This is a genomic window from Luteimonas galliterrae, assembly GCF_023374055.1.
In the GTDB taxonomy this organism is placed as follows: domain Bacteria; phylum Pseudomonadota; class Gammaproteobacteria; order Xanthomonadales; family Xanthomonadaceae; genus Luteimonas_C; species Luteimonas_C galliterrae.
On record NZ_JAMBEP010000001.1, the window covers coordinates 1,356,444 to 1,381,831 of the forward strand.

A 25,388-nucleotide genomic window follows, 5' to 3' on the forward strand; every position below is an offset into this window, starting at 1 on the left:
CGCGCAGGACGGCAGGTTGCTTCGTCGCTTTCTGGAGACGCTAAAGTCACTGGATTCCCGCTTCGCGGGAATGACGGCTTAAAAAGCGGCTATTTCGAGGGTTTTTTGGCTTCTCGGCTATCGAAAATCACTTCGTTCATCCGCCCGCGCGGCGCGCTATTGACCGCCGGCCGCGAATCGCACATGGGATCCGGCCCGAGCGCGTACCAATGGAAATGCGTCCGCTGCACCAGCTTGCGCGTCACCTTGCCGGTGGCCGTGTCCACCATCAGCGCTTCCAGGCGGCCGTCGGTCGAGGCCAGCGCATGCCAGCTCATGGCCGGATCGCGCAAACCGGCCTTGGCCGCATCTGTGTAGTTCGTCTGGATCATCGCGCTGCCCAATTGCGCGACCACATCGCGGCCGTTCATCAGATTGGTGAACTCGGCATCGGCGAACTCTTCCACGGCCCACTTTCCGCCGGCGTCGGCCTCGCCCCAGCCGACGCGCAACGGACTGCCTCGGCGCAACGCGTCGATCAGGTGCTGGCGATTTCCGCCCGCATCGGCGCCTTGCGGATCGCTGGTATAGACGTGCCGCCATTGCGCAAGATCGCACTCCCGCAGCGGCTGGGCCGCCATGGCGGGCGCGCTGGCGAGTACGAGCAGGATCGGCAGGATTTTTTTCATGCGTGGTCGCATCCGTCAGTGCGGCGGAAAAGGTCCGCTCAGCGTTTGGATTTCGGTTTCGGCTTGAACGTGCGCGGCGCAGCCGATCCCGGCCCCTTGCGATGGCCCGGCTTCGGCGGACGCGGCTTGCCGTGCGGCGGCGGCGACGGGCCGTCGTCGGCATCGCCGAGCCGGTGGATGCGCAACGGCTGTCCGGCCACGCGCACCTTCTTCAGCATCATCAGCAGATCGCGCGGCATGCCTTCGGGCAGGTCGAGCACCGAATATTCATCGTGGATGTCGATGCGGCCGATGAACTTCGCATCCAGGTCCGCTTCGTTGGCGATCGCGCCGACGATATTGCCCGGCTTGACGCCATGCGCGTGGCCGACTTCGATCCGAAAAGTCTCCATGCCCGGCTCGGGCGCGCCGCGCGGGGGTTTTTCGCTGTGGGGACGCGCTGCGCGCGGTGCGAAATCGTCGCGTGCGGGCCGCCCGCCTCGCGGCACGCGTTCGGCGCGCGCCGGCCGTTCGAAGGCGGGCTCGCGCGTTTCGCGAGCGCGCTCCGGCGCCAACAGCAGCGGAGTCTTGCCTTGCAGCAGTTTTGCCAGCGCGGCGGCGACTTCGATCACCGGCACATCGTGTTCGGTTTCGTAGCGCTGCACGAGATCGCGGAACATATCCAGATCGCCCGCCGCCAGCGTGTCGGTGATCCGTCCGAGGAATTTGGCCACGCGCTGGTCGTTGACCGCTTCCACGCTGGGCAACTGCATTTCCTGGATCGGCTGGCGCGTGGCGCGCTCGATCGCGCGCAGCATGCCCTTCTCGCGCGGCGTCACGAACAGGATTGCCTCGCCGCTGCGCCCGGCGCGGCCGGTGCGGCCGATGCGGTGCACGTAGCTTTCGGTGTCGTACGGGATGTCGTAGTTCAGCACGTGGCTGATCCGTTCCACGTCCAAACCGCGCGCGGCGACGTCGGTGGCGACCAGCACGTCGAGCTGGCCGTCCTTGAGCTGCTGGATGGTGCGCTCGCGCTGCGCCTGCTGGATGTCGCCGTTGATCGCCGCGGCGGCCAGGCCGCGTGCCTGCAGTTTTTCGGCGAGCTCCTCGGTGCCGGATTTGGTGCGCGCGAACACGATCATCGCGTCGAACGGCTCGGCCTCCAGGATCCGGGTCAGCGCATCGAGCTTGTGCAGGCCGCTGACGAACCAATAGCGCTGGCGGATGTTGGTGGCGGTGGTGGTCTTGGCCGCGATGGTGACTTCGGCCGGATCGCGCAGATAGGTCTGCGCGATGCGCCGGATCTGCGACGGCATCGTCGCCGAGAACAGCGCCACCTGGCGCGACTCCGGCGTTTTCTTCAGCACGGTTTCGACGTCGTCGATGAAACCCATGCGCAGCATCTCGTCGGCCTCGTCCAGCACCAGCCAGGTGAGCTCGGACAGGTCGAGCGAGCCGCGCTGCAGATGATCGATCACGCGGCCCGGCGTGCCGACCACCACATGCACGCCGCGGCGCAACGCGGCCAGTTGCGGGCCGTAGCTCTGTCCGCCGTAGATCGGCAATACATGGAAGCCGGGGATTTTCGCCGCGTAGCGCTGGAACGCCTCGGCCACCTGGATCGCCAGCTCGCGGGTCGGCGCCAGCACGATGGCCTGCGGCTTGGCTTTGGACAGGTCGAGGTTGGACAGGATCGGCAGCGCGAACGCGGCGGTCTTGCCGGTGCCGGTCTGGGCCTGGCCGAGCACGTCGCGGCCGGACAGCAGCGCCGGAATGGTGGCGGCCTGGATCGGCGACGGCGACTCGTAGCCGACGTCGGCCACCGTGGCCATTACGGCGTCGGACAGGCCGAGGTCGGCGAAACGTGCAAGAACGGGGGCATCGGGAGGCGTCGACATCGAAAAGGCCAGGCAAACCAAAGCGTTATTGTGCGCCCTGACCCGCTCTCTCGCCTAACCCGGCCCTGTTTTCAGACCCATAGCAGGATCAACCCCGGCAGCGGCGCCAGCCACCCCAGCCAGCGTGCGCCTCGCGGATCGGCATTGCGGCACAGCACCCAGACGATGGCGCCGGCGCACAGCAGCACGCTCCAGAGCACCGGGCCGAATTCCCAACCCAGGCTCGCGATGCTCACGACGAAAGCCAGCAACAGGCCTATCGAACCGGCAATGCGGTGCAGGCTCCGCCGCAACGGACTGCCCGCCGAACCGAACGCTTCCTGGTGATGGCGCGGCAAGGCATGCGACAGCGCAGCCCAGCCGGAGATCGTCAGGCCTGCGACCAGCAGCCAGGGCGTCATGCGCGGGCGCCTTCGGCGATGGCGACAGGGTCGTCCGCGCGCGCATGCGCGGCACGACGCGCCAGCCAGGCGAAGCCGCTCCCGAGCGCCAGCAAGACGAGATCGACGGATGCCATCGCCCAGTCGCCGTCCCGCCACGTCCGCGCAAGCGCGGCCTGCGGCGCGACCAGATGCGACAGCAGCGGCAAACCGATCGTCAACGCAGCGGTAACGGCGAACAGGTCGCGCCACGGTTTGCCGCGCGCCAGACGCAGCGCCGCCCACAATGCCGCGATCGCCCAGACGATGCAGAACAGCCGCATTTCCCAACTGGCGCGCGATGCCAGATCCGGCGGCAACAACCGGTTGGCCCATAGCATCGACACCGCCGCCAACGGCATGCCAGCGACGACACCGGCATTGAGCGCGCGCACCAGGCCATAACCCGAACGCACGCCTGCAGCGGCGACTTGCTTGGCGCGTTTCTGCACCCACACCTGCATGCCGCAGGCCAGCATCACGCAACCCGACAGCCCTAGCACGAAGTAGATCCAGCGGAACATGGCGCCGCCGAACTGCACCATGTGCAGGCCGCCAAGGAAGTTGTAGGTGTGATAAGCGGCGCCCGGCGACGCTTGTTGGCCCAGCGATGCCCCGGTGACGCCGTCGTAATAAGCCGTGCGCCAGTTCCAGGCCACGTGCCGGCTGTGATCCAGGCCGACGCCGACGATGGTCGATGCGTCCGCCGGATGCTCGATGCTCACCAACCAAGGCTCGCCGCCGATGCGCTTGCGCGCGTCTTCGATCATCGGCCACAGCGGCGCGCGCGCCGGCGGCGGCTTGTTCACTTGTTCGCGATGCGGCGACGGCGCGACTTCCTTGTAGAACTGTTCCGCGTCCCAGCGGTAGCCCACCTGCAGGCCGGCCAACATGTACGAAGAGACGAAGATCGCCACGCCCGTGTAGGCGATCATCAGATGGAACGGCAATCCGAGCACGCCGGTGAGGTTGTGGCCGTCCAGCCACGCGCGCTGCCCGCCCGCGCGGAAACGGAACAGGAAGAAATCCTTGAAGATGCGCTTGTGGATGACCACACCGGTGACGATGGCCACCAGCAGCATCATTCCGGCCAACCCGACCAGGTACATGCCGATATCGCCGGCATGCAGGTTGTAATGCAGGGTGAAGAAGAACTCGCCGCCGGCCGTGTCCTGCAGCCTCGCGCCGGTCGCGGCGTCGTAGGCATGCACTTCGTAACGGCCGTCGTCGTGGTAGGCGCCGCCTTTCAATGCCGGGAAACGTTGCGTCGGCAGATAGACGTACCAGGCGTGGGCGCCAGCCTGTTCCATCTGCAGCGCGTCCAGCACCTGTTCTACCGCCGGCCGTTCCGGCGCTTGCGCGGACATGCCGGGGCGCATCCAACGATCGAGCTCGGTGTCGAAACAGGCGATGGTGCCGCCGACGAAGATCACGAACAGCATCCAACCGACGATCAACCCGGCCCAGGTATGCAGCCAGGCCATGCTTTGCGAGAAGCTGTTCTTCATGGCCGCATCGCCCAATCGCCGCAGAGCAGCGCGATCGCATACGGGATGCCGCCCGCGAGCAGCAGCACCCACCATGCGCGCCAACTGCTGCGCGCGGCGAAGGCGTACATCGCCGCCGCCGTCCACACCGCGAAGCACAGCAGGCTGGCCGTGGTGACCCGGTTGGCGCGCGACATCGGCAGCGCGAGCGTGAGGAAGGCGGTGCTGCCCCAGGCGACCCAATAACCGGCCAGCAATGCGGCGAGCACGCGCGAGGCGGCCGTCCACGCGGGCACGCCGCGCCGCTTCGCGCGCACGGATTGAACCGGCAAGGGTCTGGGGATAGCCATGGAGTCCCGGGTCGAGAAGACGCAGTGCCACGCTGGTGGCGAGTCGGCTGGCGTAAGACCGCGGGCTGCGGCCATTTTATCGAGAGCCATTCTCATTGGCAAACCGGCGGCGCTCCGGGCTGTGACAAACGCCCCGCTCGCGCGAATCACGCCTGCAAACGAGCACAATCGGCTCGGCGACCGGCAGACGATGGAACAGACCGCGACCATGGCGATCGACAACCGCGAACAATTCGGCGCTCTGCTGGAAAAGCATCGCGGCATCGTGTTCAAGGTCGCCAATACCTATGCGCGCAACGCCGACGACCGCGCCGACCTGGCGCAGGAAATCGCAGCGCAGCTGTGGCGGGCCTATCCGCGTTACGACCCCGAGCGCGCGTTCTCGACCTGGATGTACCGGATCGCGTTGAACGTGGCGATATCGCAGGTCCGCAGCAGCGTCCAGCGCGGGGCGCATTCGGTCCCGCTGGACGAAACCCTGCACGACGTCGCCGACGAGAACGGCGCCGACCACGAAGCGGACCAGCGCGTGCGCGCCCTGCACCGCTTCATTTCGCAGCTGGACGGCCTCAACCGCGCGCTGATGCTGCTGTACCTGGAGGACCGCAGCTATCGCGAAATGGCCGACATCCTGGGCATCACCGAGACCAACGCCACTACCAAGATCAGCCGCCTCAAGCAACGCATCCGCACCGAAATCTAACCGGACCCGACATGGACAACATCATGGAACTCGACGAACTCAAAGCCGCCTGGCAGACCCTGGATCGCCGGCTGCAACAGCACAACGACATCAACCTGGCGCTGTTCAAGGAACGCAAGCTGGAGAGGGCGCGCAGCAACCTGCGCGGCCTGTTCTGGGGCCAGCTGCTGCAAGCGCTGCTGGGCGTCGGCCTGATCCTGCTCGGCGTCGCCTGCTGGACCCGCAATACCGACATCGCCGGCCTGCTGGCGACCGGCATCATCGTCCATGCCTTCGGCGTGGTCACCGTCGTCGCGGCCTGCATCACCTTGGGACTGATGGGGACGATCGACTACTCCGCACCGGTGCTTAAGATCCAGAGGCAGATGGCGCTGCTGCTGCGCTTCTACAACGTCAACGCCAACGTCTGCGGCCTGCCGTGGTGGATCATGTGGGTGCTGGTGGTCGTCGCGTTCTCAGGATTGGGCGAGGTCCAGTCGCAGGTCGCCACGCCGGTATGGATCTGGATCAGCCTTGCCGTCGGCGTGGCGGGTCTGCTGGCCACGATAGGCTTCATGTCTTGGCGACGCCGCAAGCCCGCGAACGCATCTTCGGAAGACGAGGCGTGCATGGCGGATGGCGCCGACGGCATCCGGCGCAGCCAGCGGATTCTCGATGAGATCGCGCGGTTCGAGAAGGAATAAGCGGCCGCAGCTCTGTGGGGTCGAGCGAGCTCGGCTTTACAAAAAAGAAAGAGCCGGCAATGCCGGCTCTTTCTTTTTCGACGCTATGCGGCCGGCTCAGCGCAGGCTGTAGCCCGACACGCGCCAGACCTTGTCCTCATCCAGCCGGAACGACACCAGCTCGCGCACCGGCTGCGGCGCCTTGGCGAACTTGGTCGGGAAATTGACGTTGATGTACAGGCCGGCCGGCACCTGCCCGCCTGCATTGAACTGCGAACGGCTGACCACGGCCTTGCCGCGCGACGCCGGCGCGCCCAGGCGATTGCGGTCGATCGTGACCTGCTTGATGAATTCGTCCTTGGTCACCAGCCGCTTCATCGTGGGCGATGCGCCTTCCCACACTTCGGCGATGCGATTGGCGTCGACCAGGCCGAGCACCTGGGTCGCGGCCTGCGTGGTGTCCGCGTCCTGCTTGGCCAGCGCAGCGCGCTGCTGCGGCGTGAGCGTCGGCTGCGCCTGTTGCTGTTGCGCGGGCTGCGCAGGACGCGCTGCCGGAGCGGCCGGACGAGCCGGCTGCGCCTGCGGCTGTTGCGCTGCGGCGGTGCCGACACAGGCCAGCAGGGATGCGGCCAGGAGGAGCTTGCGATTATTCATCTTTGTCTACCTTTTCCGGGGGTCCAAGCACAGGAGCCGCAGTCTACGACAAAATTCGGCAGTGCCGCGTAGGCTCCGATCCCACTTTCGGCCGAGCGGCGGAACCCGCGGAAAAGGCGATGATCCGGCCGGCCGGCATCAAGCCGGCTTGCGCGGCGAACCTTCGGCTGCGACTCTGCGCACCACGCTTCAGGATGGCGCCGATGCCGCAGATCGACTTCACGCTCGACCACGACTACGTCGAACTGAACCAGTTATTGAAACTGACCGGGCTCTGCGACAGCGGCGGCGCGGGCAAGGCGCTGGTCGCTAGCGGCGCGGTGCGGGTGGACGGCGCCGTGGAGCTCCGCAAGACCTGCAAGATACGCGCGGGGCAACGCGTGTCGCTGGACGACGTCGATATCGACGTGCATGGCGCGGCCTGAATACCGAAGCGATTGCGTTCGCATTAGCTAGTGGCCGCATCGGCCGGCATGACCAGGGGTAAACCGCGATGACGATGGCGCTGATCTGCATAGGCTTGCTCGCCCTGTTGCTGGGCTGGGGCGCATGGGTTTTCAACCGGCTCGTGCGGTTGCGCAACCAGGTGAACACCGCCTGGGCCGACATCGACGTGCAGCTCACGCGCCGGCACGACCTGGTGCCGGCGCTGGTCGCCGCGGTCAAGGCGTATGCCGGCCACGAAAGCGCAGTGCTGCAGGCGGTCACGCAGTTGCGTGCGCAAGCCGTGGCGCAAAAGGGCCGGGCACGCCTGGGCGAAGTCGAATCTTCGCTGGAACAGGCGCTCGGCAACCTGCTCGCGCTGAAGGAAGCCTATCCCGACCTGAAGGCCAATGAGAATTTCGCGCAGTTGCAGCGCGACCTGGTCGATACTGAAGAACAACTGCAATACGCGCGACGCTTCTACAACGGCGCCGTGCGCGACTACCGCGACGGCATCCAGCGCGTGCCCGACGTCCTGATCGCTCGAGGCTTCGGCTTCCGCGAGGCCGAGTTCTTCCAGGCCGAAGACGAAAGCCGCGCCGCGGTGCGGGTGGAGATGGTGCGATGAGCCGCTTCCTGTTCGCCTTGCTGCTGCTGGTTTCGGCGCCGCTGTTCGCGCAGGAAAGAATCCTGTCCTACGACAGCGAAGTCGACATCCGCGCCGACGGCAGCCTGGACGTCACCGAACGCATCGTGGTGCGCGCCGAAGGCAGCCAGATCCGCCGCGGCATCTACCGCGACTATCCCACGCGCTACAAGGACCGCCAGGGCAACCGCGTCGTGGTCGGCTTCGAAGTACTGGAAGTGCTGCGCGACGGCAAGCCCGAACCCTGGTTCACCGAGAACGTGAGCAACGGCGTGCGGGTCAATACCGGCAACGACGACTTCCTTCCGGTTCCCGCGGAATACGCCTACACGCTGCGCTACCGCACCACGCGCCAACTGGGCTTCTTTGCGGACCACGACGAGCTGTACTGGAACGCGATCGGTACCGGCTGGGCGTTCGCCATCGAAAGCGGCAGCGTCGAAGTGCGCCTGCCGCAACCGGTGCCCGTCGACCGCTTGCGTGCGGAAGGCTACACCGGCGCGCAAGGCGCCAAGGGCAGCGACTACACGGCCGAAACGCCGTCGCCGGGCGTCGCGCGTTGGCGCCTGGCGCGGCCGCTGTCGCCGCAGGAAGGCTTCACGATCGTGCTGTCGTTCCCCAAAGGCCTCGTGCCGCAGCCGACGCGCATGCAGCGTTTGCTGTGGCTGCTGAACGACAATCGCGGCGTGTGGGCGGCTTTGGCGGGCCTGCTCGGATTGCTCGTGTTCTGCATCGGCCGCTGGCGCAGCATCGGCCGCGATCCGCGCCCCGGCACCATCATCGTGCGCTACGAACCGCCGCAAGGCCATTCCCCCGCGGGTCTTCGTTACGTGAAACGCATGGGCTACGACGCGCGTTGCTTCTCGTCCGACCTGCTGGCCATGGCGGTCGACGGACAACTCAGCATCCACCGCGACAAGGGCTTTCTCAAGGACGACTGGCGATTGCAGCGCCAACGTCGCAACGACGGCGCGAGCCTGACCGATCCGCAAACCGCCTTGCTGTCGAAACTGTTCTCCGAACACGGCTCGCTGGAATTGAAGAAAAAGAACGCGACCACCGTCGCCGGCGCGCAGTCCGCGCACGACAAGGCGCTGAAGGCGCGCTACCAGCCGGGTTTCTTCAAGCTCAACGGCGGCAGTATCGCTATCGCGTTCGCCATCGTGATCGCCAGCACGGCATTGGCGTTCGCCATCAGCGGCGGCGCGGGCGTGCTGCTGATCGTCGCCGCGATGGTGCTGATGCTGGCGACCCTTGCCGTGTTTGCGGTGCTGGTGAAGGCGCCGACGCCGGCGGGACGCGACCTCCTCGACGAGATAGAAGGGCTCAAGCGCTACCTGGGCGTCGCCGAGCGCGACGAGTTGGCCCGCGTGCCCGGCCCGGACGCGCCGCCCGTGCTCGACGCCAAACGCTACGAAAGCCTGTTGCCGTACGCGGTGGCGCTGGAAGTCGAGGATGCCTGGACCGAAAAGTTCACGCTGGCGGTCGGCGCTGCAGCCGCGGCTGCAACGACTTCGGCGATCGCCTGGTACCACGGCGGCAGCGCATCCGACCTGGGCAGCCTGGCCAATGCGGTCGGCAACAGCCTGAGTTCGCAGATCGCTTCGTCTTCGACGCCGCCCGGCAGTTCATCGGGTTCCGGCGGCGGCGGCTCGTCCGGCGGCGGCGGCGGCGGAGGCGGCGGCGGCGGTCGCTGATCGCCGGCCGCACGCGAACTTCACCAACGCGCCGAGCGGCCCTTCGCCGCAGCGCTCGGCGCGGGCATCGGATTGAGATTGCTCATCAGCGCGCGCAGGTCGACGCGCGTCAGCACGCCGTTGCCCGCCAGGTCCAGCGACGCCGGCGCATTCTTCGCCAATGCGGCGCTGTCGAGATAGACCTCGCTGCCCACGGCCGGCGGACGCCTCGGGCTGCACAGGTCGCTCTTGAACTGCAGCAAGCTGGTACCCGATTTGCGCCAGGGCTGCTTCGGAATCAACTTGCTGACCACCGCACTGTCCAGTTTGACGAGGATGTTGGCGCCTTCGATGCCGGCGCACAGGCCGATGCCGATGTCATAGCTCATGGATAGCCTCTGTTGTGCATTCGCGGTCGCACGGCTGCGGCCATCAATGGTGGACTGCCGTCAACGTGCCCAGCAGCTTGGATTCGTTCATCAGCATGCGCAGCCTGGCTTCCACCAGCGGCAGATCCTTCAGCCGCGGCGAAGCGTGCAACAGATAGGTGTTCTTGCTGCCCGAACCTGCGCGATAGGTCTGCCGGCTCACGCTGATATCGGTCGATTCGCAGGCCCGCGACCACAAGGTGCGCAAGGCGCTCGGACCGATGCTCTGACCGCTGCCCAGGTTGAACTTGAACAGCGCGACATGGTTTTGCATGTGCGGGTTCCGCATCAAACCCCGAGTATGCGCTTATTTCGAGGCGAAAACGGCACGTTTCGATGTTTTTGTGGCGATAACGACCCGATTGTCGCGATATTCCTCGACTTATGCGCCGATCGGCGTACGATGAGATCGGTACTACGTCCTTAGAGCGCGTCTCGCCCGGCCGGTCTTCCGTCGCCGTTTCGCTCCTTTTCGCGTCGCCCACGCGCGGCAGCGTCCTCACGGAGCGTCCCATGCCGGGTTATCTCACCCGACAGCACACCGTGCAGTTGGGCGGTCACGACTATCGCATCCGCGCATTGCGCGACCTGCAGCAGTTCGCCGATCCCGACGGCCACGCCGAACAGGCTGGCATCTCGTCTGCGTTATGGAGCCTGTTCGGACATATCTGGCCTTCCGGACGCGTGCTGGCCGAAGAGATGTGCGTGTTCGACATCGCCGGCAAGCGCATCCTGGAACTGGGCTGCGGACTGGGCCTGTCCAGCCTGGTGCTGCAGCGCCGCCTCGCCGACGTCGTCGCCAGCGACCACCATCCGCTGGCCGAATCCTTTCTCGCCTACAACGCGGCGTTGAACGGCCTGCCGCAGATCGCGTATCGCCACCTGCCATGGGCCGAAGCCGACGGCGCGCTCGGCCATTTCGACATGATCATCGGCAGCGATCTGCTCTACGAACGCGGCCACGCGGAATTGCTCTCCGGCATGATGCAGCGGCATGCGCGGCGCGAATGCGAAGTCCTGATCGCCGACATAGGCCGCGGCAACGCCAATTCGTTGTCGAAAGCGCTGGCCTCGCAAGGCTATAGCATCGACGAGCGGCGCTGCAGGTTCGAAGAGACCGATACTGCGCCGTTCCGCGGCCGGCTGCTGAGTTACCGCCGATGAGCGAATCGCGCGCATTCGCGAAAGCCCCCGCATCGCTCGCATCGTCGCCGGACGACTTGCGCGTCGATCCGACCGTTTCATGCAGCCGTTGCGACGCCGTGTGCTGCCGCCTGACGGTGGTGGTCATGCCTGAGGACGACGTCCCCGAGCATCTCGTCGACCGCAGCTCGCAAGGATTGAACGTAATGGCGCGCGGCGAAGACGGCTGGTGCGCGGCGGTCGATCCGCTTCGCATGCGCTGCACGATCTACGACCGGCGCCCCGGCATCTGCCGCAAATTCGCGATGGGCAGCGCCTATTGCCGCGACGAGCGGGAAAAATATCTGCGCGGAGACGCCAAAGTGATCCCTCTGTCGCTGCGGTAGCGCATGTGGCACGAGGCTGGTTTTATGCAGAGGCATCCTCAGCCGCGATCTCCTTCAGCCGTCATCCCGAGCGCAGCGAGGGACCTGTTGTTTGCTGTGCCATCGACAAAAACGGGTCCCTCGCTGCGCTCGGGATGACGGCCGGGGAAACCTCCCGGCCTTGACATAGTTCCATATTTCCAGAATTATGGAACTATGGAAACCGACACCGCCCTTTCCGCCCTGCGCGCCCTCGGCCAGGAGCACCGCCTGGCGGCCTTCCGCGCACTGGTGGCGGCGGGCCCCGACGGCATGTCCGTCGGCGAACTGCGCGAGCGGGTCGATGTGCCCGCGGCCACGCTTTCCGCGCACCTGAATACGCTGCGCAGCGCCGGGCTCGTCGCCGATACCCGCGAAGGCCGCGTGATCCGCGTCCGCGCCCACTACCCGCACATGAACGACCTGCTCGATTACCTCACCGAGAACTGCTGCGGCGGCGCGCCCTGCGTCCCGGCGAAAAAAGCCTCGCGCGCCAATACCGTTGCAACAAACGCGCGATAAGCATCGCCATTCCATAGCCGATGTCCGGAGTGAACCGATGAAAGAACGCATCTACAACGTGTTGTTCCTGTGCACGGGGAATTCGGCGCGCAGCATCATGGCCGAAGCGATACTCAATACCCTGGGCGACGGCCGCTTCCGCGCGTACAGCGCGGGCAGCCACCCGAGCGGACAGGTGCAGCCCATGGCCATCGAGCTGGCGCGATCGGTCGGCTACTCGGGTGAAGACCTGCGCAGCAAAAGCTGGGACGAATTCGCGGCCGCCGACGCCCCGGAAATGGACATGGTGATCACCGTCTGCGACAACGCCGCGGGCGAAGCCTGTCCGGTGTGGCTGGGTCAACCTACCCTCGCGCATTGGGGCGTACCCGACCCCGTCGCCGAGAACGGCGACGAAGACGCGCGCAAGCGCGCCTTCGTATCCGCGTTCGCGACGCTGCGCAGGCGCATCGAGCTGCTGCTGGCGCTGCCGTTGGACAAGCTCGACCGCCTGGCCGCGCAGGCCAAGCTGCAGGCCATCGGACAGGCCGGCAACGAGTGACCGCCTCGCATCGCCTGCTGGGGGAATTCCTCGCGACCGCATGGCTGCTGGCGGCGGTGATCGGTTCGGGGATCATGGCCGAACGGCTCTCGGGCGGCAATGCGGGCATCGCCTTGCTGGCCAACACGCTCGCCACCGTCGGCGCGCTCTACATCCTGATCGAAGTATTCGGCCCGGTCAGCGGCGCGCACATGAATCCGGCAGTCAGCGCGGCGATGGCGCTGCGCGGCGAACTCGCATGGCCGATGCTGTCCGCATACGTCGCCGCACAACTGCTCGGCGCGGCTTGCGGAGCCTGGCTGGCGCACGCGATGTTCGATCTGCCGATATTGCAACTTTCGGCCAAGGTGCGCAGCGGCGCGGGCCAATGGATCGCCGAAGCCGTGGCGACGGCCGGTTTGCTGCTGGTGGTGCTGCGCGCGCCTGCCGCGCGCGTGGCCGCGATGGTCGCGGCCTACATCGGCGCGGCCTACTGGTTCACCGCATCGACGTCCTTCGCCAACCCTGCTGCCGCATTCGGGCGCATGCTCAGCGACAGCTTCGCCGGCATCGCGCCCGCCAGCGTGCCCGGCTTCGTGATCGCGCAATTCGCAGGCGCCGGACTCGGCCTTGCGTTGCACCGGTTGCTCGGCCGCGCCGAACCGAAAACCGCAAGCGAGACGATATGAACGCAACTTCGCCCGATCCGCGATTCACGATCTACCACAACCCCGATTGCGGCACGTCGCGCAATACCTTGGCGTTGATCCGGAATAGCGGCGTGGAGCCGGTGGTGGTCGAATACCTCAAGACGCCGCCGGACCGCGCCACCCTGACGGGCCTGATCGCCGCAATGGGCATGCCGGTGCGCGCGCTGCTGCGCGAAAAAGGCACGCCCTACGCCGAACTCGGCTTGGGCGACGCTGCGCTGTCCGACGACGCATTGATCGATGCCATGCTCGCGCATCCGATCCTGATCAATCGCCCGATCGTCGTCACCCCGCTCGGCGCGAAATTGTGCCGCCCGTCCGAAGCGGTGCTCGACCTGCTGCCGTCGCCGCAACTCGGGCCTTTCGTCAAGGAAGACGGCGAAGTGGTCATCGACGAAGCCGGACGCCGGGTGGTCTGACGTGTTCGACCCGCTGCCCAACTTGGACGGCACGCCGTTCGAATCCCCTTCGCTGGATCGCCTGCAGGCTATCGGCGCCGCCGCGCACAAGCCGCGTTTCCTGCTGCTGTACGGATCGCTGCGCAAACGTTCCTACAGCAAGTTGCTGGCGATGGAAGCGGCCCGCCTGCTCGAGGCCATGGGCGGCGAAACGCGATCGTTCGACCCCGCCGGGCTGCCCTTGCCCGACGATGCGCCCGACACGCATCCGAAAGTGCGCGAATTGCGCGAGCTCGCGCGCTGGGCCGAAGGCATGGTCTGGTGCTCGCCCGAGCGGCATGGCGCCATGACCGGCATCATGAAAGCCCAAATCGATTGGATTCCGCTCAGCCAGGGCGCAGTGCGGCCGACCCAGGGGAAAACGCTGGCGGTGATGCAGGTATCCGGCGGCTCGCAGAGCTTCAACGCCGTCAACCAGCTGCGCATCCTGGGACGCTGGATGCGCATGCTGACCATTCCGAACCAGTCTTCGGTGCCCAAGGCCTACCAGGAATTCGACGAGGCCGGCCGCATGAAGCCGTCGCCCTACTACGACCGCGTGGTCGACGTGATGGAAGAGCTGATGAAGTTCACGCTGCTGACGCGCGACATCGCCCCGTATCTTGTCGACCGCTACAGCGAACGCAAAGAGAGCGCCGCGGAAATGTCGCGGCGCGTCGGTCAAACCGCGATCTAACCGCCTGTCGCGGATTCGCCGCAGGTCTTGCGCAGCGACAAGGCCGCGGCGATGTCGCGCCAGTCGAACGCGGCCACCGCCATGTCGTCGTGCACCGCATAGAAGACGCCATTCGGGAAGCGCTTGGTCGCGCCCGCATGCAGCCACACGCCATCGGTATTGCCGACGATTTCGCCGGAAAACGCGCCGATATGCCGCAGCGTCTTGCGGTCGAAAACGTGGAACAGGCTGCGATCCTTGAATTGGTCGGTCGCGAGCCAATAGCCGCTGCCGTCCGGGCATTGCCATAGGGCGATGCCTTCGGCCTGCGCTCTGAAAAGGCCCAGGCCGAGGGTGCGGCCGCGGAATTTGCCATCCATGCCGTATTCGCGCACCGCGGTGCCGGTGGCGGTGTCTTCTTCGGCGATCAGCAACCGGTCCTGCGCGGGGTCGCCCCACAGCGATTCGGGGATGCGGATCGCGCCGGCCTCGGTGATGTCGCCGAAGGCGCCGACATAACGCGTTTCGATGGACTTGCCCACCCGCTTCACCGCATAGCGCTTGATCCGCGCGTCCAAGGCCGGCAGCGGCGGCACGATGTCGTCGCCGTTCTCGTCCTTGCCGGCCATATAGGCGTCGCTGACCAGCGCTTCGACTTCGCCAGGGCCGGTTTCGCGCAGCCAGAGGCCGTAAGGCTGCTGCAATTGCTCGGCGCCGAACACGCCGACCGACCGCAAGTCCGGCAACGCCAGCACTTGCACGCGATGGTTGTCGCGTTCGACCACGAATACGAGGTCTTCGAACACGAAGATGCCGTTGGGCCGGTCGAACTGGCCGTCGCCGCCGCCTTTGGATCCCATGCGCCTCACGTCGGCGCCGGTATCGCCGTCGTAGACCATCAGCCGGTCGGTCGCCTTGGACGTCGCCAGCAGCAAGGTGCTGCCATCGGCCGCGGTCCATGCGGCGGGCGAATCGATGTTCTCGTCGGGCGTGGCGGAGGTGAGGAAAGCCTCCCGAACGACTTCGTGCGGCACGCCGGCTGCGGCCAGCATCGGATCGGCATCGGTCTCGTCGGGCTCGCGCGCGACAGGCGTGGACGCGCAACCGTAAAGCAACAGCAACACGGCCAACAGCATGGCTCGACGCATCATGACGGATCCCCTCGTGGTTTCTGCAAGTTAAGTCGCGGTGGGCAAGCCTTATACACGACGCCGGCGAAGGTTTGATGTCTTGTATTTCGTTTCCGCTACGGCATCGCGACCGCGGCGAGACAGCATCGGCGATGTCATATTTCCGCCACGGGGCTCGCGTACACAGTCCGGCTGACACCAGCCGGGGATCCATCGAGATGATCAAGCGCAACAGGGCGGCTGCGCTGCCGCAGGCATTGGCGATCGCGTTGCTGGCCGCGGCCGGCGCGCCGGCCATGGCCCAGGACGCGCCGCAAGCCGCGCCGGGCGACGCCGGCGCCAAAGACCTGGACAAGATCGTGGTGCCGGGCGAGATCATCTACCGCGACCGCACCGACGCGATCGCGCCGACGCTGTCCTACGACCTGGAATATTTCCAGCGCTTCGAGCCGCTGACGGTAGGCGACATGCTCAAGCGCGTGCCCAGCGTGGCGTTCGTTTCCGACGTGCTGGAATACGACGGCGCGCGCCTGCGCGGCCTGGACCCGGGCTATACGCAGATCCTGATCAACGGCAAGAAGGTGCCCGGCGCCGGCGACGACCGCTCTTTCTTCGTCGACCGCATCCCGGCCGAACTGGTCGAGCGCATCGAGATCGTGCGCAGCCCCAGCGCCAACCGCTCCGGCGACGCGGTCGCCGGCGCGCTGAACATCGTGCTGCGCGACGCCTACGAATTCGACGGAAAATACCTGCGCGCCGGCGGCTTGCGCTTCGACGACGGCGAGACCAAGGGCACGTTCGGCGCGGTCGCCGGCGGCGAAGTCGGCGGCGGGCGCCTGCTCGGCGGCGTCAACGTGCAGGGTCGCTACAACCCCAAGCGGAAGCGCAGCGACCGCTTCGAAGAACCCGGCGGCGCATTCACCGACCGCGAAGACCAGTCCGACACCCGCGACGGCACCGATTCCAGCGCCAACCTGTCCTATACCCGCGACATCGGCACCGGCCGGCTGACGTTGGACGGCTTCTTCGTCCGCACCGAGCGCACCGAGACCGAGCATTCGCTGGAATACAACCACCCTTCCAGCACCAGCCGCGACCATCTGCTGTCGGTCAACGACCAGCGCGAAGACATCGAGCAGGACAATTGGGCGTTCGGCGCGGGCTACGAATTCGACATGGCCGGCGGCCGCACCGAGCTGGACCTGGATTACGCGCGTTTCGACGACAACACCGTCACCACCGAGGAAGAAACCGGTTTCGACGACGAAGACACGCCGCCGTCCTTCGACGGTTTCGAAGGCACCCGCACGCTGACCGACGTCCGCGACAAGGAATTCAGCGTCAAACTGGCGCACAAGCGCGAAGTCGGCACCGCGCAGATGGAATTCGGCGTCGACTACAACGACAAGAAGCGCGCCACCGTGCTGCGGGTCAGCGAGGTTCAGGCCGAGGACGAAGGCGATCCCTTGCCGCCTTACGCCGAGTTCGAACGCGCCTCCAGCGGCATCGACGAGCGCCGGCTCGACCCATACCTGATGTTCTCCGGGCGCGGCGGCAACCTGGCCTGGGAAGCGGGGTTGCGCTACGAAACCACCGACGCCGACATTTCCGCGGATGGCGTGAAACGTTCCAACGAATATTCAGAACTGCTTCCTTCCGCGCACCTGCGCTGGGATCTGAGCGATGCCAACCGTATCAATTTCTCGCTGGGCCGCACCGTGCGCCGGCCGAATTTCAATTATCTGCTGCCGCTGACGCTGGAAGAGGAATACGGCGACAACGATTTCGTCGGCAATCCGCTGCTCGATCCCGAAACCGCCTGGGGCGTGGACTTTGGCTTCGAGCGGCGCCTCGGCCGCCAGGGCGTGGTAGGCATCAACGTCTTCTACCGCGACGTGCGCGACCTGATCGAGATCGTCAACACCGGCGCGCCCAGCGCGACCGCGCTCGGCGATTTCGAAGACGAAGTCGAGGAATTTCTGGACGAAAACCCAGGCGCCGACCCCAGCACGCCCGGTTTCCCCGAATTCGATCCGGACAGCTTCGTCTACACCGCCGCCAACGTCGGCGACGGCCACGTTTACGGCATCGAGTTCGATTTCTCGACACCGCTGACCGCGCTGGGCATGCCCGACACCGGCGTGTTCGTGAACTACTCGTGGCTGGACAGCAAGGTCGACGACGCCTTCGGCGAACGCCGGTTCAACGGCCAGGCCCACTACGTATACAACGTCGGCTTCATCCAGGACCTGCCGTCGGTCGGCATGGCCTTCGGCGCCAGCTACCGCCGCCAGGGCGACGCATTCGACCGTCTGCTCGCCGAAGAAGTCACCACGCGCTACGGCGCCGATCTCGAAGTCTTCGTCGAGAAGCGCTTCGGCGACCGCTTCTCGATCCGGCTCACCGGGTCGAACCTGCTGGACCTGGCCAAGGACGAGGCGTTCAACAAGTTCGACAACGCGGCCGACCAGCTCGAGCGCGATTTCGACGAATACGAACTAGAGCGCGAAAAATCCGGCCCGGTCTACCAGCTGATCGCGCGTTATGCGTTCTGAGCGTCGCCCTGCTCTTCGTAGGAGCGGCTTTAGCCGCGAGCTCTTCCGACCAGATCGCGGCGAACCGATGGAAAGAGCTCGCGGCTGAAGCCGCTCCTACGAAGAGCGAAACCAATCCCCTTTTTCAAGAGGGATTGCGTTGAGAGAACCGGCGCTTACTCCTGCTGGGGGTCGCGCGTGACTTCGAACTGCTTCACGTCGCGCACGGTCAGTTCCGATGCGCGCGTCGGCGCCACCAGCGCGGTCGGCGGATCGTCTTCGTCCCAGGTGCAGGGGTTGAAGGTTTGTCCGCCCGTCGCCGTGGGCAGCGCGCGCGCCACGGTCGCCGACAGCTGCAGCGAATAGTCCGCAGCGGTGAGCGTCACGCCCGGCGAGGCCGTAACGCAGGTCTGGCCCGACGGCTGGAAGCGGCCGAAAGCGGTGGTTCCTTTCAGGTTGCGGAACCACTTGTCGCGATGCGGCGGCTGGTTGCAGGCGCCGGTCGGCAGCATCGGCGCCACCGACGGCGCCTGCGCGGTGCTGTGGCAGCTCATGCAGGCCGAAGCGGGATTGTCGACAGGGCCGTTGAGACGGCCGTCGACGCCCAGATGCGCCAATGCATAAGCGGGCGCATCCGTATTGATCCACGACTCGTCGATCGGCGCGCCGCCGGGATCGTTGCCCCACATCAACCCCACCGGCACCATCTTGCGCCAGGGCGACGCGCCGGATTGCTCGGCGTCGTAGGCGTAGGTCGCGAAGTACCAGCCGGTAGGGCCGGCTCGCTTGTCCTTCACCGCGATATCGATCTGCATCAACCGTACCGACACCTTCGGTCCGTCCGGATTCGGCAGGATGTCCAGCTTCAAGGAACCGGCCAGCAAGTCGTCCGGGAAGTTCGACGGCTTGGCCGCACTGTAAAGCAGCTTGAAGACGAAGCTGCCTTCGGTGAAGCGCATGCCGCTCAACTTAGGACTGTCGACGCCCGGCGTTGTCGTTTTCCACAATTGCTGGAACACGCGGCCGCCGCGCGCATCGTAATAGGCGACGGCGTAGTTCTGGAAAGCGGCGGTGTTGCCGCCGAGTTCGCCGACGCGCACGGTGCGCTCGAGCGTCATGCCGTGCGCGGCCTCGCGCGTGCCCGGCGAGTCGGTCGGGCCGTAGAACATGCGCGGCGCCGGATACCAGGCCTGGTTGCGCTGCGATGCGGGCACCGGGCCGCCGGCGGGATCGCGGTAGTTCGAGTCGGCGGTCAGTTGCGGCGTCAGGCTTTTCGCGACCTTGCTGGTCAACGCGTAATTGCGCAGCGCCAAGGCATAGGCCAAGCGCTCGTCGGGATCGCGCGGATCGAAGGCCTGCCAGGGACGCGAACCGCTCGGCACGCCGGTCGCCGCTTTCTCCAGCAACGACGGCTGGAACCAGGGACCGTCGTACGACGACGGGATCGTATCCTTGGGCACGATGAAGTCTGCGAACTTGCCGCGGCACTGCGCGACGTAATTGCCGCTGGCGCTCGGCCGCCCGCTGCTGGTCACCGACAGGCAACGCGCGCCGGGCGCGCAACCGGTGGCTTCGGGCAACAAGGCTGCGCTGGGCGCTGCAGCCGGCGCTGCGGCGTCGGGCACGTCCGCCGGCTCCGCCTCGGACGCTCCCGCGGGCATGGCGCTATCGCGTTGCGGCGAATCGCTGCTGCAGCTGACGATCGCCAGGGGTATCAGCCATAAAGCGGCGAGACGTACGTATCCGGTCGACATGGGCCCTTCCTTTCCTTGTTCGTCGGTCCCCTGTGCGCAACGCCGCCGCCGCTACCGGCGGTCTTTTCTTTCGATTGCGCTAAATCGGTGAACGCAGCGGATCGGCGGCACCGGACAACACGGAACGCCGAATGCGGCGCGCGCACCGGTTAACCCCTTCCAACGCCGTTCTGCGGGCCTCTGGCCCGAATATTGTCCGTCCCCGATGCGGAAGCGCGTTGACTCCAGGTGTCCCCGTAGGCGGGCCGGGGCTGGTTCTTTTGAGGATGGACCCATGAATCACCGCGCTTACCGTATGCCGGCGTGGCTGTCTGCCGGAACACCGCTGACGGGGATATCGCTGGCGTTGATGCTGTCGCTGCCGCCGACGGCTACGCAGGCGCAGAACGCGCCCAAGGCGCAGCGCATCAGCACCGGCGAAGTGAAGCAACGCATGCGCGCGCAGCCGCAAGGCGCGACGGTGCCGGCGCAGATCACCAAGCAGGGCAACAGCATGGTGCTGCAGACCGCCGATTCCGCGGTGAAAGTGAACAACGCCGACTATCTGGGCCAGCAGGTCCGGCAGATGCCGGTGCAAGCGACAGTGACCGAAGGCCCGGGCGATTCGGTCGAAATCAAGGCTGTCGAACTGCAGGCGACCAAGCGCTGGAACGATCGCTCGCCGGCCTGGCGCGCGCGCTACGGCAACGTCGACGCCGCGCAGAAGAAGCTCAGCGGCATCGCCGAGAAAGCCTTGAGCGCCGAAGCGACCGATTCGGACCTCAAGCAGCTCAAGCAAAGCGTGGAAGACACCGAGCAGCAGGTCATCAAGGCCTACCGGGCCCTGCCGGAAAGCCAGCGCCAGGAGCAGCGCGCCCTGGTCGAGCAGCATGCCGAGCTGCGCCGGCTCAACAAATCCCTGTACGGCATCGATCGCGACGATCGCTACCCGCCGCAGGCCTACGAACGCATCTACGCCAATTCGCGCGGCGCCTTCGCGCTGCGCGTGAAAGGCCAGGACAAGCCGCGCTGCAGCGCGGTGCTGATCGGCGAGAAACTGGCGCTGACCAACAACCACTGCATCCTGGAAGAGGCGCCTGAAGAGCTGGAAGCGGTTTTCGACTACGAAGACGACCTGTCGGGCCAGCACATGACGAGCAAGGTGTTTCCGCTTTCCAATATCCGGCTGACCGACGAAGACGAGCGCGGCAAACTGGATTTCGTGCTGTTGGAACTGGGCGCCAATGCCGACGGCGCCCTGCCCGGCCGGGTTTATCCGGTGCAATGCCTGTCGTTGAAACCGGTGAAGCGCGACGACCCGCTGTACGTGGTCGGCTTCCCGCTCGGCGAACCGCGCACCGTGCACGACAACGCCTTCGTCTATTTCCCGTTCCGGGTGACGCCCGACGAGTACGCCGAGATCAAGATGCTGGTCAGCGCAGAATTCGATTCGATCGAGGCCGAAGAGCAGTCCTACCGCGAAGGCAAATTGAAGGAATTCGTCGACAGCTACCAGCTGCGCGAGAACGGCGGACAGCCCTACTACGAATACATCAGCATGCGCTTCGACCAGCAGCCGACCATCGGCGCCGACAGCGACACCTACCATGGCAATTCCGGCTCGCCGGTCTACAACCGGCGCACGCACGCAGTGATCGGGCTGCTGTTCGACGGCCAGGAAGACCTGTCCGAACCTTGGGCCGCGGGCTGGCGCGCGCACGAAGCGGTGCTGCCGATCACTCAGGTCGTCGAGCGCCTGGACAACGCGGCACCGGCCTGGCGCGAAGACCCTCGCGTCTGCGTCCAATCGAACTGAGGAGCGCACCATGCTGCGAGCACGGCCGTTGTGGATGCTGTTGTTGCTGGTCGGGATCGCGGCCTGCGATCGCGGCCCGTCGCCTGAGGCGGCCAAACCGCCGGCGACACCGCCTGTGGCGGAAACGCCGGCGACGCCGCCTGCGGAAAAGCCCTACACGCAGGGCTACGTGATCGAACTGGCGCCGGGCCAGACCCCCGCCGACATCCGCACCGCAGCCGACGAAGTTTTCGATGCGGTCGTCTCGGTGGAACCGTTATTTCCTGATGCGAACCCGGCCGACGATCCGGAAAACCTTTCGCGCATCTATCGTTTGCGCGTAGCCGATCCGCCCATGCCCGAGCAGCGGCCGTGGGACAACGCCTACGCATTGCGCGAACGCGGCGGCTTCCTGCAGGTGGAACCCGATACCGACGACACCCTGATCGAAGCGCAGAAGCGCTCGGCCGCCACCGCCTGCTTCGGCGACGAAGGCGTGCCCGCGCCGACCGATCCGGCCTGGTCGCTGGATGCCGACCACATGGCCGTGCGCAGCGCACGCCAGATCGCACCGCCGCCGGGCGGCAAGCGGCTGGGCGAAGGCGTGCGCATCTGCCATCCCGACAGCGGCTGGACCGATCACATCGATCTCGACGGCGTCCGCATCGACCGCAGCGCCACGCTCAACCTGATGGAAGGCGGCAACGACGCGCGCGATCCGCTCGGCTATTCCGGCAATCCCGGCCACGGCACCAAGACCGGCAGTGTGCTGATCAGCGACGGCGGCTTCGGCGCGTCCAGCGGCACCACAGCGCCGGGCACCGTGGTCGGGCTGGCGCCGAAGGCGACGCTGGTGCCGATCCGCACCTTCAACAGCGTGGTCCGCATCCTGGATTCCAACGTGGCTCGCGCGGTGCGCCACGCCACGACCGCGAAGTGCGACGTGCTGTCGATGAGCCTGGGCGGACGCATGTTCTTCGGCCTGGAGCGCGCGATCAACGATGCGGTGCGCCGCGACGTGATCGTGGTCAACGCGGCCGGCAACTGCATCGGCATCGTGGTCGCGCCGGCCAGTTACGACAATGCGATCGCGGTCGCCGCCACCAACGTCGACAACAAACCGTGGAAGGGTTCGTCGAAAGGCCGTGCCGTCGATATCGCCGCGCCGGGCGAGGACGTGTACGTCGCCGATGCGGTGCAGGGGCAACAGGGCACGCGATCCAGCCCCGGCAACGGCACTTCGTTCGCCACCGCGGCGGTGGCCGGCGCTGCGGCCGATTGGATCGCTTTCCATGGCCCGGCCCGCATCAAGGCCGCGCAAGGCAGCCGCACGCGCCGCGATGTGTTCCTGAAAGCGATGCAGGCCAGCGCGCGCGTGCCGCCGGGCTGGGACGCGCAACGTTACGGCGCGGGCATCCTCAACCTCGACGGCCTGCTGCGGCAGCCGCTGGGCGCGCCGGTGAACGAGCTGCGCGCGCCGCCGCGCGACGACACCATCGATCTGCTTTCGCGCACCTTGGACCGCGATCCGGCCGATATCCGAGAAGGCGTGAAGCGCATGTTGAACCAGCCTCAAGACTTGGATGCGGCGTTGCAGCAATACGGTCCGGAATTGCTGGACCTGGCCGCGCGCGATTCGGAGGCTTTCGTGCGCGCCATGCAACCGCCGCAGCCCGGCGCGCTGCAGGCGCCGAACGCCGCGCTGAAACCCATCGCATCGCGCGCGCTCATCGTGCGCATGGATGGCGCGCCGTGAGCGCCAGGCGCGTTCTGCATGGTTTGCAGGCGGCGACGTTTGCGTTCGCCGCGGCGGGGTCGCTTGCCGCATGCGGCGCGGCGAATACGCCGGAATCCGCTACCGCGCCTATCGCGGAAGAAGCCACGCAATCCCCCGCTCCACCGCCAGAACCAGTTGCGAAAACGCCAACCGCTCCGGTTTATCCCGAGCAGGCAACGGTACCGCAAGCGCCTGCGGAGCCACCTCTTCAAGAGCAGCTTCCTCAGCAGCAGGCGCCGCAGACCGAGAACGACGAACAGGCGGCGCCCGAGAAAACGCCGTCCGCCGCTGGCGGCAAAGAGCCTGAGCCCACCACCGTGACGATCACGACATTGTCCAAAGGCCGTGGCGTGCCCGCCCCCACGCGCGACGCCTACAAACAGATCCGCGGCCTGCTCGAGGAACAGAAGAACCAGTCGGCCGTCACCAACATCGAAACCCAGCGCATTGGCATCGAAGGGGAAATGCGGATGTGCGCCGAGTTCCGCGACCGCGCCCAGGCCGAATACACGCTCGAACAGATCCGCAAGATCTCGGCCGAGGTCGAGTTGCTCAATGTCGTCGAAGGACCCTGCCCGCCCACCCAGAGTGCCAAGCCATGAACTCCCACCGCTCACCGCTTTCCCCGTTGCTGATCGCCATGGCGATGCCGCTGGCTTTCGCCGCCTGCAAGCAAGAGCCCCCCACCGCAAGCGATGCCTCGCCACCGCCGCCCGCGGCCACCGAACCGCCGCCGGCCTCGCCGCCGGATGCGATCAAGCCCGCGAGCGGCGCCATCGAGGCCACCGACGAGAGCATCGCCGCCACGCGCCAGCACTTGAGCGAAGCGGCCAAGGCCGCGCGCGAGAAATGGCGCGGCAAGACGTTCGAAGAATTCGAGGCCTCGGTGTTCAAAGAGCCGGGCGAGAACGGTAAATACATCGTCAACGGCGACATCGCCATTCCCGATCGCAAGCTGCTGCAGGAATTCTTCGAGCAGATCCAGGACGACATCGACGGCACCGCGCACGGGAAGCTGGTGCTGAACCAGGTGAACGGCGCGGACGACGTCTGGACCAGCGCCAAGAAGAAGCAGTTGACCTACTGCATCAGCGACGGCTTCGGCACGCGCAAAGCGCAGGTCGTCGCCGATATGAATGCGGCCACGCTGGCGTGGGAACAGGCGGCCAATGTCGATTTCATCCACTCCGCCGGCCAGGACGCCAACTGCAACGCGAGCAACCAGAATGTGGTGTTCGACGTGAACCCGGTGGATGTCGAGGGCGAATATCTCGCGCGCGCATTCTTCCCCAACGACCAGCGTGCCGAGCGCAACGTGCTGATCGACGAATCTTCGTTCGGGCTGGAGCCCGGCGAGAAACTGCAACTGGTCGGCATCCTGCGGCACGAGCTGGGCCACGCGCTGGGCTGGCGCCACGAGCACACCCGGCCCGAGGCGGGCGCGTGTTTCGAGGACGACGAATTCAAGCCGATCACTTCGTACGATCGCTTCTCGGTCATGCATTACCCGCAATGCAACGGCGGCGGCGACTGGTCGCTGACGCTCACTGCCTTGGACCGCGCCGGCGCCGCCTGCGTGTATGGCAAAGGCACGAACAACGCGGAAGATCTCGGCCAGTGCGTGTTCCGGGTGCCCGATGCTCCGGCAAGCGGCGCCGAAACCACCGAGGCGATCGACAACCAAACCGTCGCCAAGGGGGAAAAGAAGCATTACGGTCCGTATTCGGTGAAACCCGGCTCGATCGTCGAAGTGAAGATGACCGGCGCCGGCAGCGGCGCCGGCGATCCGGACCTGTACGTGCGTTACGTCGACAAGCCCGACCTGACGCGCTGGATCTGCCGCCCGTATCTGAGCCATGCCAACGAGACCTGCGAGCTGGAAGTGCCGACGAACCGCAACAAGGTCTTCGTGATGGTGCGCGGTTATGCGGCCGGCGCGTACAAGCTGGAGATCCGCTACACCAAACCCTGACCGCTCTGTAGAGCGGAGCTTGCTCCGCTCCGCTTTTGTAGG

General features: G+C 66.3%; 27 protein-coding genes. 17 read left to right on the forward strand and 10 right to left on the reverse strand.

Going from position 1 to position 25,388, the window contains the following annotated elements:
- Positions 1–89 precede the first annotated feature (89 nt).
- The 5 genes from M2650_RS06300 to M2650_RS16535 form a co-directional block, all read right to left on the reverse strand.
- A complete protein-coding gene (locus M2650_RS06300) occupies positions 90–668 on the reverse strand; it encodes a hypothetical protein (RefSeq protein WP_249472564.1) in 579 nt (192 codons plus the stop codon).
- Positions 669–706: 38 nt separating this feature from the next.
- Entirely contained in the window at positions 707–2,545 is a 1,839-nt protein-coding gene (locus M2650_RS06305; protein WP_345779841.1) for a DEAD/DEAH box helicase, read from the reverse strand.
- 71 nt (positions 2,546–2,616) lie between these two features.
- Positions 2,617–2,946, reverse strand: coding sequence for a DUF3325 domain-containing protein (locus M2650_RS06310; RefSeq protein WP_249472565.1), 330 nt, complete (start codon positions 2,944–2,946; stop codon positions 2,617–2,619).
- Positions 2,943–4,472 (reverse strand): PepSY-associated TM helix domain-containing protein, encoded by a 1,530-nt coding sequence (locus M2650_RS06315; protein WP_249472566.1) that lies wholly within the window; start codon positions 4,470–4,472, stop codon positions 2,943–2,945. The genes M2650_RS06310 and M2650_RS06315 overlap by 4 nt, the downstream gene beginning before the upstream one ends.
- Positions 4,469–4,768 (reverse strand): DUF3649 domain-containing protein, encoded by a 300-nt coding sequence (locus M2650_RS16535; protein WP_249472568.1) that lies wholly within the window; start codon positions 4,766–4,768, stop codon positions 4,469–4,471. Before M2650_RS16535 ends, M2650_RS06315 begins: the two co-directional genes overlap by 4 nt.
- 223 nt (positions 4,769–4,991) lie before the next feature.
- Between M2650_RS16535 and M2650_RS06325 the strand changes: the two genes are divergently transcribed.
- Together M2650_RS06325 and M2650_RS06330 are read left to right on the forward strand one after the other, a co-directional pair.
- On the forward strand, positions 4,992–5,504 hold the full coding sequence (locus tag M2650_RS06325; protein WP_249472569.1) for an RNA polymerase sigma factor: 513 nt from the start codon (positions 4,992–4,994) through the stop codon (positions 5,502–5,504).
- A gap of 11 nt (positions 5,505–5,515) precedes the next feature.
- Complete coding sequence (locus tag M2650_RS06330; protein ID WP_249472570.1) at positions 5,516–6,187, forward strand: serine/threonine protein kinase; 672 nt, start codon at positions 5,516–5,518, stop codon at positions 6,185–6,187.
- Between the two features lie 96 nt (positions 6,188–6,283).
- Here the strand turns inward: M2650_RS06330 and M2650_RS06335 are convergent, their stop codons facing one another.
- Positions 6,284–6,820, reverse strand: coding sequence for a DUF4019 domain-containing protein (locus M2650_RS06335; protein ID WP_249472571.1), 537 nt, complete (start codon positions 6,818–6,820; stop codon positions 6,284–6,286).
- Positions 6,821–7,023: 203 nt separating this feature from the next.
- Between M2650_RS06335 and M2650_RS06340 the strand changes: the two genes are divergently transcribed.
- The 3 genes from M2650_RS06340 to M2650_RS06350 all read left to right on the forward strand — a co-directional run bounded on the left by M2650_RS06340 (position 7,024) and on the right by M2650_RS06350 (position 9,586).
- Complete coding sequence (locus tag M2650_RS06340) at positions 7,024–7,245, forward strand: RNA-binding S4 domain-containing protein (RefSeq protein ID WP_249472572.1); 222 nt, start codon at positions 7,024–7,026, stop codon at positions 7,243–7,245.
- A 68-nt stretch (positions 7,246–7,313) separates the two neighbouring features.
- Positions 7,314–7,871, forward strand: a complete 558-nt coding sequence (locus M2650_RS06345; RefSeq protein ID WP_249472573.1) for a LemA family protein — start codon at positions 7,314–7,316, stop codon at positions 7,869–7,871.
- Positions 7,868–9,586 (forward strand): DUF2207 domain-containing protein, encoded by a 1,719-nt coding sequence (locus M2650_RS06350; RefSeq protein ID WP_249472574.1) that lies wholly within the window; start codon positions 7,868–7,870, stop codon positions 9,584–9,586. Before M2650_RS06345 ends, M2650_RS06350 begins: the two co-directional genes overlap by 4 nt.
- Before the next feature lie 20 nt (positions 9,587–9,606).
- Here the strand turns inward: M2650_RS06350 and M2650_RS06355 are convergent, their stop codons facing one another.
- Both M2650_RS06355 and M2650_RS06360 read right to left on the reverse strand, forming a co-directional pair.
- Entirely contained in the window at positions 9,607–9,954 is a 348-nt protein-coding gene (locus M2650_RS06355; RefSeq protein ID WP_249472575.1) for a hypothetical protein, read from the reverse strand.
- Positions 9,955–9,997: 43 nt separating this feature from the next.
- Complete coding sequence (locus M2650_RS06360) at positions 9,998–10,267, reverse strand: hypothetical protein (RefSeq protein WP_249472576.1); 270 nt, start codon at positions 10,265–10,267, stop codon at positions 9,998–10,000.
- 239 nt (positions 10,268–10,506) lie between these two features.
- Here M2650_RS06360 and M2650_RS06365 point away from each other — a divergent pair, with 239 nt between their 5' ends.
- The 7 genes from M2650_RS06365 (at position 10,507) to arsH (ending at position 14,426) form a co-directional block, all read left to right on the forward strand.
- Positions 10,507–11,157 carry a class I SAM-dependent methyltransferase gene (locus M2650_RS06365; protein WP_249472577.1) on the forward strand — a complete coding sequence of 217 codons (651 nt, stop codon included), beginning with the start codon at positions 10,507–10,509 and terminating at the stop codon, positions 11,155–11,157.
- On the forward strand, positions 11,154–11,522 hold the full coding sequence (locus M2650_RS06370; protein WP_249472579.1) for a YkgJ family cysteine cluster protein: 369 nt from the start codon (positions 11,154–11,156) through the stop codon (positions 11,520–11,522). The genes M2650_RS06365 and M2650_RS06370 overlap by 4 nt, the downstream gene beginning before the upstream one ends.
- Positions 11,523–11,717: 195 nt before the next feature.
- Positions 11,718–12,062: an ArsR/SmtB family transcription factor gene (locus tag M2650_RS06375; protein WP_249472581.1), complete on the forward strand. Its 345-nt coding sequence runs from the start codon at positions 11,718–11,720 to the stop codon at positions 12,060–12,062.
- Between the two features lie 37 nt (positions 12,063–12,099).
- The gene (locus M2650_RS06380) at positions 12,100–12,603 is read left to right on the forward strand and encodes an arsenate reductase ArsC (protein ID WP_249472583.1); all 504 of its coding nucleotides are present in this window, start codon (positions 12,100–12,102) and stop codon (positions 12,601–12,603) included.
- Entirely contained in the window at positions 12,600–13,271 is a 672-nt protein-coding gene (locus M2650_RS06385) for an aquaporin (RefSeq protein WP_249472585.1), read from the forward strand. Before M2650_RS06380 ends, M2650_RS06385 begins: the two co-directional genes overlap by 4 nt.
- Positions 13,268–13,711 carry an arsenate reductase (glutaredoxin) gene (arsC, locus tag M2650_RS06390; protein ID WP_249472587.1) on the forward strand — a complete coding sequence of 148 codons (444 nt, stop codon included), beginning with the start codon at positions 13,268–13,270 and terminating at the stop codon, positions 13,709–13,711. Before M2650_RS06385 ends, arsC begins: the two co-directional genes overlap by 4 nt.
- 1 nt (position 13,712) lies before the next feature.
- Positions 13,713–14,426: an arsenical resistance protein ArsH gene (gene arsH, locus M2650_RS06395; protein ID WP_345779842.1), complete on the forward strand. Its 714-nt coding sequence runs from the start codon at positions 13,713–13,715 to the stop codon at positions 14,424–14,426.
- Here arsH and M2650_RS06400 read toward each other — a convergent pair.
- Entirely contained in the window at positions 14,423–15,553 is a 1,131-nt protein-coding gene (locus M2650_RS06400; RefSeq protein ID WP_249474251.1) for a phytase, read from the reverse strand. The genes arsH and M2650_RS06400 overlap by 4 nt on opposite strands.
- Positions 15,554–15,753: 200 nt before the next feature.
- Here M2650_RS06400 and M2650_RS06405 point away from each other — a divergent pair, with 200 nt between their 5' ends.
- Positions 15,754–18,090, forward strand: coding sequence for a TonB-dependent receptor plug domain-containing protein (locus M2650_RS06405; protein WP_249472589.1), 2,337 nt, complete (start codon positions 15,754–15,756; stop codon positions 18,088–18,090).
- A 155-nt stretch (positions 18,091–18,245) separates the two neighbouring features.
- Here the strand turns inward: M2650_RS06405 and M2650_RS06410 are convergent, their stop codons facing one another.
- On the reverse strand, positions 18,246–19,823 hold the full coding sequence (locus tag M2650_RS06410) for a hypothetical protein (protein ID WP_249472591.1): 1,578 nt from the start codon (positions 19,821–19,823) through the stop codon (positions 18,246–18,248).
- Positions 19,824–20,097: 274 nt separating this feature from the next.
- On the opposite strand from M2650_RS06410, the gene M2650_RS06415 reads away from it, so the two are divergent.
- From M2650_RS06415 to M2650_RS06430, 4 genes are read left to right on the forward strand one after another with little or no spacing between them, the layout of a single operon-like run.
- A complete protein-coding gene (locus M2650_RS06415; protein WP_249472593.1) occupies positions 20,098–21,618 on the forward strand; it encodes a trypsin-like serine peptidase in 1,521 nt (506 codons plus the stop codon).
- 10 nt (positions 21,619–21,628) lie between these two features.
- Positions 21,629–23,353 (forward strand): S8 family peptidase, encoded by a 1,725-nt coding sequence (locus tag M2650_RS06420; protein ID WP_249472595.1) that lies wholly within the window; start codon positions 21,629–21,631, stop codon positions 23,351–23,353.
- Positions 23,350–23,976: a hypothetical protein gene (locus tag M2650_RS06425; RefSeq protein WP_249472597.1), complete on the forward strand. Its 627-nt coding sequence runs from the start codon at positions 23,350–23,352 to the stop codon at positions 23,974–23,976. The genes M2650_RS06420 and M2650_RS06425 overlap by 4 nt, the downstream gene beginning before the upstream one ends.
- Entirely contained in the window at positions 23,973–25,346 is a 1,374-nt protein-coding gene (locus tag M2650_RS06430) for a matrixin family metalloprotease (RefSeq protein ID WP_249472599.1), read from the forward strand. Before M2650_RS06425 ends, M2650_RS06430 begins: the two co-directional genes overlap by 4 nt.
- The last annotated feature ends 42 nt before the right edge of the window (positions 25,347–25,388 follow it).

Bases quoted from the DNA above. Each gene is read 5' to 3' on its own strand.
- M2650_RS06300 (WP_249472564.1), bottom strand. From the start codon at position 668: ATGAAAAAAATCCTGCCGATCCTGCTCGTACTCGCCAGCGCGCCCGCC.
- M2650_RS06305 (WP_345779841.1), bottom strand. From the start codon at position 2,545: ATGTCGACGCCTCCCGATGCCCCCGTTCTTGCACGTTTCGCCGACCTC.
- M2650_RS06310 (WP_249472565.1), bottom strand. From the start codon at position 2,946: ATGACGCCCTGGCTGCTGGTCGCAGGCCTGACGATCTCCGGCTGGGCT.
- M2650_RS06315 (WP_249472566.1), bottom strand. From the start codon at position 4,472: ATGAAGAACAGCTTCTCGCAAAGCATGGCCTGGCTGCATACCTGGGCC.
- M2650_RS06325 (WP_249472569.1), top strand. From the start codon at position 4,992: ATGGAACAGACCGCGACCATGGCGATCGACAACCGCGAACAATTCGGC.
- M2650_RS06330 (WP_249472570.1), top strand. From the start codon at position 5,516: ATGGACAACATCATGGAACTCGACGAACTCAAAGCCGCCTGGCAGACC.
- M2650_RS06335 (WP_249472571.1), bottom strand. From the start codon at position 6,820: ATGAATAATCGCAAGCTCCTCCTGGCCGCATCCCTGCTGGCCTGTGTC.
- M2650_RS06340 (WP_249472572.1), top strand. From the start codon at position 7,024: ATGCCGCAGATCGACTTCACGCTCGACCACGACTACGTCGAACTGAAC.
- M2650_RS06345 (WP_249472573.1), top strand. From the start codon at position 7,314: ATGACGATGGCGCTGATCTGCATAGGCTTGCTCGCCCTGTTGCTGGGC.
- M2650_RS06350 (WP_249472574.1), top strand. From the start codon at position 7,868: ATGAGCCGCTTCCTGTTCGCCTTGCTGCTGCTGGTTTCGGCGCCGCTG.
- M2650_RS06355 (WP_249472575.1), bottom strand. From the start codon at position 9,954: ATGAGCTATGACATCGGCATCGGCCTGTGCGCCGGCATCGAAGGCGCC.
- M2650_RS06360 (WP_249472576.1), bottom strand. From the start codon at position 10,267: ATGCAAAACCATGTCGCGCTGTTCAAGTTCAACCTGGGCAGCGGTCAG.
- M2650_RS06365 (WP_249472577.1), top strand. From the start codon at position 10,507: ATGCCGGGTTATCTCACCCGACAGCACACCGTGCAGTTGGGCGGTCAC.
- M2650_RS06370 (WP_249472579.1), top strand. From the start codon at position 11,154: ATGAGCGAATCGCGCGCATTCGCGAAAGCCCCCGCATCGCTCGCATCG.
- M2650_RS06375 (WP_249472581.1), top strand. From the start codon at position 11,718: ATGGAAACCGACACCGCCCTTTCCGCCCTGCGCGCCCTCGGCCAGGAG.
- M2650_RS06380 (WP_249472583.1), top strand. From the start codon at position 12,100: ATGAAAGAACGCATCTACAACGTGTTGTTCCTGTGCACGGGGAATTCG.
- arsC (WP_249472587.1), top strand. From the start codon at position 13,268: ATGAACGCAACTTCGCCCGATCCGCGATTCACGATCTACCACAACCCC.
- M2650_RS06400 (WP_249474251.1), bottom strand. From the start codon at position 15,553: ATGCGTCGAGCCATGCTGTTGGCCGTGTTGCTGTTGCTTTACGGTTGC.
- M2650_RS06405 (WP_249472589.1), top strand. From the start codon at position 15,754: ATGATCAAGCGCAACAGGGCGGCTGCGCTGCCGCAGGCATTGGCGATC.
- M2650_RS06410 (WP_249472591.1), bottom strand. From the start codon at position 19,823: ATGTCGACCGGATACGTACGTCTCGCCGCTTTATGGCTGATACCCCTG.
- M2650_RS06415 (WP_249472593.1), top strand. From the start codon at position 20,098: ATGAATCACCGCGCTTACCGTATGCCGGCGTGGCTGTCTGCCGGAACA.
- M2650_RS06420 (WP_249472595.1), top strand. From the start codon at position 21,629: ATGCTGCGAGCACGGCCGTTGTGGATGCTGTTGTTGCTGGTCGGGATC.
- M2650_RS06430 (WP_249472599.1), top strand. From the start codon at position 23,973: ATGAACTCCCACCGCTCACCGCTTTCCCCGTTGCTGATCGCCATGGCG.